Annotated in this window: 8 protein-coding genes; all 8 read right to left on the reverse strand. The window is 64.6% G+C overall.

Annotated features, from left to right (window positions below; translation table 11 throughout):
* Window positions 1-271 precede the first annotated feature (271 nt).
* Window positions 272-1,897 (reverse strand): NTP transferase domain-containing protein, encoded by a 1,626-nt coding sequence (locus ACFE72_RS23795; protein ID WP_375415590.1) that lies wholly within the window; start codon window positions 1,895-1,897, stop codon window positions 272-274.
* A complete protein-coding gene (locus ACFE72_RS23800) occupies window positions 1,894-2,586 on the reverse strand; it encodes an XdhC family protein (RefSeq protein WP_375415591.1) in 693 nt (230 codons plus the stop codon). Before ACFE72_RS23800 ends, ACFE72_RS23795 begins: the two co-directional genes overlap by 4 nt.
* The gene (locus ACFE72_RS23805; RefSeq protein WP_375415592.1) at window positions 2,583-2,912 is read right to left on the reverse strand and encodes an XdhC family protein; all 330 of its coding nucleotides are present in this window, start codon (window positions 2,910-2,912) and stop codon (window positions 2,583-2,585) included. Before ACFE72_RS23805 ends, ACFE72_RS23800 begins: the two co-directional genes overlap by 4 nt.
* Window positions 2,913-2,925: 13 nt before the next feature.
* Window positions 2,926-4,125, reverse strand: a complete 1,200-nt coding sequence (locus ACFE72_RS23810) for a VWA domain-containing protein (RefSeq protein WP_375415593.1) — start codon at window positions 4,123-4,125, stop codon at window positions 2,926-2,928.
* Window positions 4,126-4,216: 91 nt separating this feature from the next.
* On the reverse strand, window positions 4,217-5,125 hold the full coding sequence (locus ACFE72_RS23815) for an AAA family ATPase (protein ID WP_375415594.1): 909 nt from the start codon (window positions 5,123-5,125) through the stop codon (window positions 4,217-4,219).
* Between the two features lie 37 nt (window positions 5,126-5,162).
* Complete coding sequence (locus ACFE72_RS23820) at window positions 5,163-5,969, reverse strand: FAD binding domain-containing protein (protein WP_375415595.1); 807 nt, start codon at window positions 5,967-5,969, stop codon at window positions 5,163-5,165.
* Between the two features lie 38 nt (window positions 5,970-6,007).
* A complete protein-coding gene (locus tag ACFE72_RS23825; protein ID WP_375415596.1) occupies window positions 6,008-6,493 on the reverse strand; it encodes a (2Fe-2S)-binding protein in 486 nt (161 codons plus the stop codon).
* Between the two features lie 230 nt (window positions 6,494-6,723).
* Window positions 6,724-7,170 carry a carbon monoxide dehydrogenase subunit G gene (locus tag ACFE72_RS23830; RefSeq protein ID WP_375415597.1) on the reverse strand — a complete coding sequence of 149 codons (447 nt, stop codon included), beginning with the start codon at window positions 7,168-7,170 and terminating at the stop codon, window positions 6,724-6,726.
* Window positions 7,171-7,449 lie beyond the last annotated feature (279 nt).

Below are 7,449 nucleotides of genomic sequence, written 5' to 3' on the forward strand. Positions count from 1 at the left end.
CTGCGCTGCGTCCGGGGAACGCGCCCCGTGGAGCGCGATATTGCAAGACGCCGCACCACACGCTGCGTCAACCGCGGGCTTGACCCGCGTATCCATCGCTGTTCGCAAAAGGCTTTTGCGAAGCAGGATGGATTGCCGGGCTTGATGTCCCGGCAATGACGGTGCGATGTGTGCATCCGGCAGGGTCAAGCCCGGCCATGACAGATCGATCGGTACGGTCCGGCTCTGCGGAGCGGCATAAGAACGCCGCACCGCGTTCGGGACACCGGCATCATCCGTCGACGCCCTGGGGCGGCGCCAGCCGCGCCGCCTCAAGCGCTTGAGGCGTATCGATATCGAGAAACGCGCCGCGGCCCTCGACCGGGACCTCCGCCACTGCCTCGCCATGCCTGGCGATCAGGTGCCGTGCGCCGATATCGCCATCCAGCGTCATCAACTCGCTGAAGAAACGCCGCGACCACAGCACCGGGTTGCCACGCCGGCCGTCGCTCACCGGCACCACGATCAGACCACCCCGGTCCGGCGCAAAGGCGTCGATCAGCCGGTCGATCAATTGCGCATCGATCAGCGGCATGTCGCCAAGGCAGACCACTGCGGCATCGACATCCTCAGGGACCGCCGATATTCCCGCCTTGACCGAACCGGCCAGTCCTGCGGCGAATTCCGGATTGCGCACCAACCTCACCTTGAGTCCGCCGAGCGACTTTTCGACCTCGGCGGCCTGATGCCCGGTCACCACGATGACCTCGGCCGCCTTCGAGGCCAGGGCCTGCTCGGCGACGATCCGGACCAGCGTCTTGCCGCCGAGTTCGGCCAGCAGCTTGTTCGGGCCGCCCATCCGGGTCGAGCGGCCCGCCGCCAGGATCACCGCGGCGACCTTGCGGTTGCCATCGGCGCCGACCGGAACGCGGGGCTGCGGCCGGGTCACGATTTCCATCAGCAGGCCGCCGACGCCCATCCCGGTCAGATCCGCGCGCGTCACCTTCAAGCCGGCGAGCAGGCGCATCAGTACCCAGTCAAAACCATTTTCCACCGGTGAGCGCGCGCACCCCGGCGCGCCGAGCACGGGCACACCGCGGGCATTGCCGATCAGCAGGAGATTGCCGGGGTCGACCGGCATGCCGAAATGCTCGATGGCGCCGCCGACGTGCTCGATCGCCGCCGGAATCACGTCGCGCCGGTCGGCAATGGCGGAAGCGCCGAACACGATCACAAGCTCGGCCCCAAGTTCAAGCAACTCCTCCATCGCGGCGGCCAGCGCACCCTCGTCATGCGGCACGCGGCGCTCGGCGATGATCGCCGCGCCGGCCGGCGCCAGCCGCTCCGCCGTAACGCGCAAGGTTTTCTCGATCACCTTCGGCGCCAGCCCGGGAAGAAGCGTCGAGACGATGCCGACGCGCTTGACGGTATAGGGTGCGATCCGCATCGCACCGCCGTTGACCGCCGCCACCGCCGCGTCGCGCAGCGTCGCTTCAACCCCGAACGGGATCAGTTTTACGGTGGCGATCATCTCGCCTTCGACTACCGGCTTGAAGGCGGTCAGCGTGGCAAACGTAATGGCTTCATCGACGCCGTTGACGCGGTCGACCGCGGCACGGTCCACGACCAGCACGCCCGCTTTGGCCGCAAACAGATTGGCGCGCCCGGTAAAGGCACGCTCGACATTGACGCCTTCCCCGGCAACGGCCTGAGCGATGCCGGCTGCGGCGACGTCTTCCGACACGTCGCCATCTTCCAGCCGGACGACGACGACGTCCTTGACGCCGGCGCGGGTCAGTGCTTCGACCTCCGCAGGCCCGATGGTGGTGCCTTTTTTCAGCACCAGCGATCCCTGCCGCAGCGTGTGGACGGTGACGCCGCCGATGGCGTCCGCCGGACTCGCAGGACCAAATTTCATGCCGCGCGCTCAATGGGCAGTCGCAGCGTCGCGGTAATCTCCGCCATGATTGCGACCGCGATTTCCGATGGCGACACCGCGCCGATGTTCAATCCGATCGGGGCGTGGATGCGGGCGATGTCGGCATCGGTAGCGCCCTGCGCCTTCAGCCGCTCGCCACGCTTGGCATGGGTCTTTCGCGAACCGAGCGCGCCGATGTAAAAACAGTCCCGCTCGAACGCATGCAGCAGCGCCGGATCGTCGATTTTCGGATCGTGGGTCAAGGCCGCGAAAGCCGTGTAGCGGTCGACGTTGAGCGGCGGCAGCGCGACGTCGGGCCAGTCGGCGAACAGCGGCACGTCGGCGAAACGTTCCGGCGAAGCGAAAGCGGTGCGCGGATCGACCACATAGACATCGTAGTCCAGCGAGCGCGCCAGCGGCGCCAGCGCCTGGCTGATATGCACCGCGCCAATGATGACCAGCCGCGCGGTCGGCGCGTAGACGTTGAGAAACAGCTTGTTGCCGCCGGCCTCGATCATGCCGCTCTTGCCAGTGCGCAACTGCTTTGCAAGTTCGGCCTGGAGCGGATCGGCGGCGATATCCCTGGCCTTCACCATGCGTTGCGAGCCATCGACCACGTCGGTGATCACGATCACCGGGCGCCGGGCGGCGCGCTCGGCATTGATCTGTGAAAGCGTTTCAAGCTTCACGATTGCCCGACTTTCTCGACGAACACCCGGATCGTGCCGCCGCAGGACAGGCCCACATTCCACGCGGTTTCGTCGGCGACGCCAAATTCCAGCATTTTAGGCTGGCCGCTTTCGATGACGTCGAGCGCTTCGGTGACCACGGCACCTTCGACGCAGCCGCCGGATACCGACCCCAGGAATGTGCCGTCGTTGTTGATCACCAGGCTGGAGCCCGCGGGGCGCGGCGCCGAACCCCAGGTCTCCACCACGGTCGCCAGCGCCACACCGTGGCCGGCCTTATGCCAGTCCTCAGCCGCTTTTAGAATGTCTTCGTCGCGATTGAGCATGGGGAGCCTCTTTTCAAGCTGCGGGGCGAACCAGGCTGCGGTGATGCAATGTCGATGTTGAGGACAGCGCTGCGATCAGTCCCTCGATCGAACTCAAATTATGTACCGGGCGGAATTCGTCAACATGCGGCAGCATCATTTTGATGCCCTGGGCCTTGGCTTCGAAGCCGCCGAACCGCAGCAGCGGATTGAGCCAGATCAGCCGGCGGCAGGAGCGGTGCAGCCGGTCCATCTCGAATGCCAGCCGGGCATCCGCCTCGCGTTCCAGCCCGTCCGAGATCAGCAGCACGATGGCGCCCTGCCCCAGCACGCGGCGGCCCCATAGTTTGTTGAAGCTGTGCAGGGAGGTGGCGATGCGGGTGCCGCCGGCCCAGTCCTGCACCGCGGACGAACAGCTTGCCAGCGCCTCGTCCGGATCGCGCGCCCGCAACGCCCGGGTCACATTGGTCAGCCTTGTGCCGAACAGGAACACCGAGACGCGCTTGCGCGCATCGGTAATGGCGTGCAGAAAATGCAGGAACAACCGGGTATATTCGCTCATCGAGCCGGAGATATCGAGCAATGCCACGATCGGCGCCGGCTTGTCGATCAGGCCGAGGCGGCGGATGTCGACAATGTCACCGCCGGTGCGCAAGGACCCGCGCAACGTCCTCCGCAAATCCAGCCGCAGCCCGCGCGCGTCTGGCTGGTAGCGCCGGGTGCGCAATTCGGCCTGCGGCAGCTTCATCTGCGCGATGGCGCGGGTGACCTGCGCGATCTCGGCCGCACTCATCTGCGCAAAGTCTTTTTTCTGCAATACTTCCTTGTCGGATACTGACAGCCGCAGTTCCTGCTCGTGGGCTTGCGGCGCTTCGCTCATCGACGGCTGCGACATCGCCTCCTGGACACGGCGCGAGGCGGGCCGGGGCTTCTTCTTGGCGTGATCGGGAAGCGGAATCGAATCCAGCAGATGTTTCCATTCCTCGGCCGCGCGGAAAAACAGGTCGAACGCCTGCGCAAACACCAGCGCATGTTCGTGGCGTGTGACGAAGACCGATTGCAGCGTGGTGAAGACGTCGGCGCGGTTGCCGATATCGATCACGCGCAGCGCGTTGAACGCATCGATCACCGCGCCGGGGCCGACCGGAATGCCGGCGGCGCGCAACGCGCGGGCAAAACCGACGACATTGTCCGCGATCAGGCCGGTGGGCGGGTTGAGGTGATCGATAGGCATTGTCCTTGCGTAACCCTTACCATCGTCATTCCGTAACCCGCCGACGGCTGCAACGGATGGCGGATTACGCAACGCTGATCCGCCCTGCGGGCTAGCTCTCGCTGGCCGCTTCCTTCAGCACCTTCTGCAGATTGTCGCCCTGCATCCGCGCAATGTCGTCTTGATATTTCAGCAGCGCCCCCAGCGTGTCGCCGACCACCTGCGGGTTAAGGGAGCGGGCGTCGAGTTCGGTCAGTGCGGTCGCCCAGTCAATGGTTTCGGCAACGCCGGGGGATTTGTAGAAATCCTGCCCGCGCAACGCCTGCACAAAGCCGACCACCTGCTGCGACAGTTTTGCCGAGATGCCGGGCACGCGCGATTTGACGATCGCCAGTTCGCGCTCGGCGGAGGGATAATCCACCCAGTGATACAGGCAGCGCCGCTTCAGCGCGTCGTGAATTTCCCGGGTGCGGTTCGAGGTGACGATGACGATCGGAGGCTGTGGCGCCTTGACGGTGCCGAGTTCGGGGATCGTTACCTGAAAATCGCTGAGGATTTCCAACAGGTAGGCCTCGAAGGCTTCGTCCGCGCGGTCGAGCTCGTCGATCAGCAGCACCGGAGCACCGGCGACGTCCGGCTCCAACGCCTGCAGCAGCGGCCGCTTGATCAAATAGCGCTCGGCGAAAATGTCGCTGGAGAGCTGGTCGCGGTCGGTATCCCCAGCGGCTTCGGCAAGGCGGATCGCGATCATCTGCGACGCGCTGTTCCATTCGTAAACCGCGGAGGCGACGTCGAGCCCCTCATAGCACTGCAGCCGGATCAGCTTGCGGCCCAATGCAGCCGACAGCACCTTGGCGATCTCGGTCTTGCCGACGCCGGCTTCGCCTTCCAGAAACAGCGGCCGTCCCATGCGCAGGGACAGATACACCACCGTCGCCAGCGACCGCTCGGCGAGATAGCCGCGCCTGGTGAGCATGTCGAGCGTCGCATCGACCGAATCAGGCAGCGCCGATGCACTCATGAGAGACTCGATCTTGATACGTCAGGAATTCGCAAAATCACGCCTTGCCGTTCGCGGCGTCGACGGCGCGGCGCGTCAGTACCGAGATCAGATGCGCGCGATATTCCGCGCTGCCGTGCAGGTCGCTGTTCAATCCATCCGCCGGCACTGACAGGCCGTCGAGGACTTTTGAGTTGAAACGCGTCTTCAGCGCTTCCTCGAACGCGGTGACGCGGAACACGCCGTCCGATCCCGCGCCGGTGACGGCAACGCGAACATCGGACGCCCGCCTGGCCACGAACACGCCGACCAGCGCGTAGCGCGAGGCCTGGTTGCGAAACTTGATGTAGGCGGCCTTCTTCGGCACCGGAAACATCACCCTGGTGATGATTTCATCGCTCTCCAGGGAGGTGGTGAACAAACCTTGAAAGAACTCTTCCGGTTTCAGGCGGCGCTTGTTGGTGACGATGGTGGCGCCGAGCGCAAGGCATGCCGCCGGATAATCGGCAGTGGGATCGTTGTTGGCGAGAGAGCCGCCGATGGTACCCTTGTGGCGCACCGCCGGATCGCCGATCAGACCGGCGAGTTCGGCCAATGCCGGAATCGTCTCGCCGACGATGGGTGAAGCGGCGACCTCGGCATGCCGTGCGGTGGCGCCGATCACCAGGGAACGTCCCTTCATCTCGATGCCGTCGAGACCCTGAATATGCGAAAGATCGATCAGATGCGGCGGGTTCGCGAGCCGCTGTTTCATGACCGGCAGCAGCGTGTGGCCGCCGGCGATCAGCTTGGCGTCTTCATTCTTGACCAGCAGATTGGCGGCCTGACGCACCGTCGCCGGGCGATGATATTTGAATTCGTACATAAGGGGTCCTTCGGCAAGGTCGCCGCGCGATGGAGTGGTTACGCGAGCTCGGATTGCGCCATCGCCTTGGCGCCGGCCGCGATCGACACCACGATGTTCTGATAGCCCGTGCAGCGGCAGAGATTGCCCTCGAGCTCCTCGCGGATGGTGTGATCGCTGAGGTCGTGGCCCCGCCGACGCACCAGGTCGACCGCGGTCATGATCATGCCGGGGGTGCAGAAGCCGCATTGCAGGCCGTGATGCTCCCGGAACGCCTCCTGCATGGGATGCAGCGGAGCACCGTCAGCGGCAAGGCCCTCGATGGTCTTGACCTCGTGCCCGTCCGCCATCACCGCCAGCATGGTGCAGGCTTTCACCGCCTTGCCATCGAGATGCACGACGCAGGCGCCGCATTGCGAGGTGTCGCAGCCGACATGGGTGCCGGTCAGCCGCAGATTCTCGCGCAGGAACTGCACCAGCAGCGTGCGCGGGTCGACATTGGCGTTGACGGGATTGCCGTTGACGATCAGGGAAATTTTGGCCATCAGCACTCTCTTCATCTGCGCCCGCACTGCGGCAGCGCAGTCATTTCAAATCATTCCAAGGCCATAATATGGGCCATCACGGCAATGAGCAACCTCGCCTTTCCACGAGTCATCCCCGCGAAGGCGGGGACTATAACCCCCGGCCTTGCTGGCGAAAGCAGCTTTGCCACAACGCGGCGACACGGCGTATGGGTCCCCGCCTTCGCGGCGACGACTCGTTGATTATGGCATCAACCCTGTACGGCCCTGGCGAAATTGGCGAAAAATTCATCCGCGAGTTTCTTGGCCGAACCGTTGATCAGCCGCTGCCCGAGCTGGGCCAGCTTGCCGCCGATCTGCGCCTCGACATCATATTTCAGCAGGGTGCCGCCGTCCTTTTCGGTCAGCGCCACCGTGGCCCCGCCCTTGGCAAAACCGGCAACGCCGCCCTCGCCCTCGCCCGAGATTTTATAGCCGTTGGGCGGATCCAGATCGCTCAGGGTCACCCGGCCCTTGAAGCGCGCCGATACCGGACCGACCTTCATTTTCGCGACCGCGCGAAATCCGTTGTCTTCGGTTTTTTCCAGCTCCTCGCAGCCGGGGATGCAAACCTTAAGCACCTCGGGATCGTTGAGCTTTTCCCATACCATCGCGCGCGGCGCTGCAAGCTGGACTTCGCCGTTCATCGTCATGGCCATGGATCGCCTCCCCGCTCTGCCGCCTGTGCCGCGGCCTTCCCCAAGTAAAGCACGCACCCGCGAAATGAAAGAGGACGAACGGATGAGGAGCGATGCATATTCGCAGCGCAGCACACCAACCCGATACCCCGTCATGCCCGTCCTTGTGCCGGGCATCCAAACAGCGGCAAGAAGGACGTGGACGGCCGGGCTCGTCCCTACTGGATGCACACATCTCATCGTCCTTGCCGGGCTTGACCTACCATACGCACACATCTCGCCGTCATTGCCGGGCTTGAC

It is taken from the genome of uncultured Bradyrhizobium sp. (assembly GCF_964252615.1).
Taxonomy (GTDB): Bacteria; Pseudomonadota; Alphaproteobacteria; order Rhizobiales; family Xanthobacteraceae; genus Bradyrhizobium.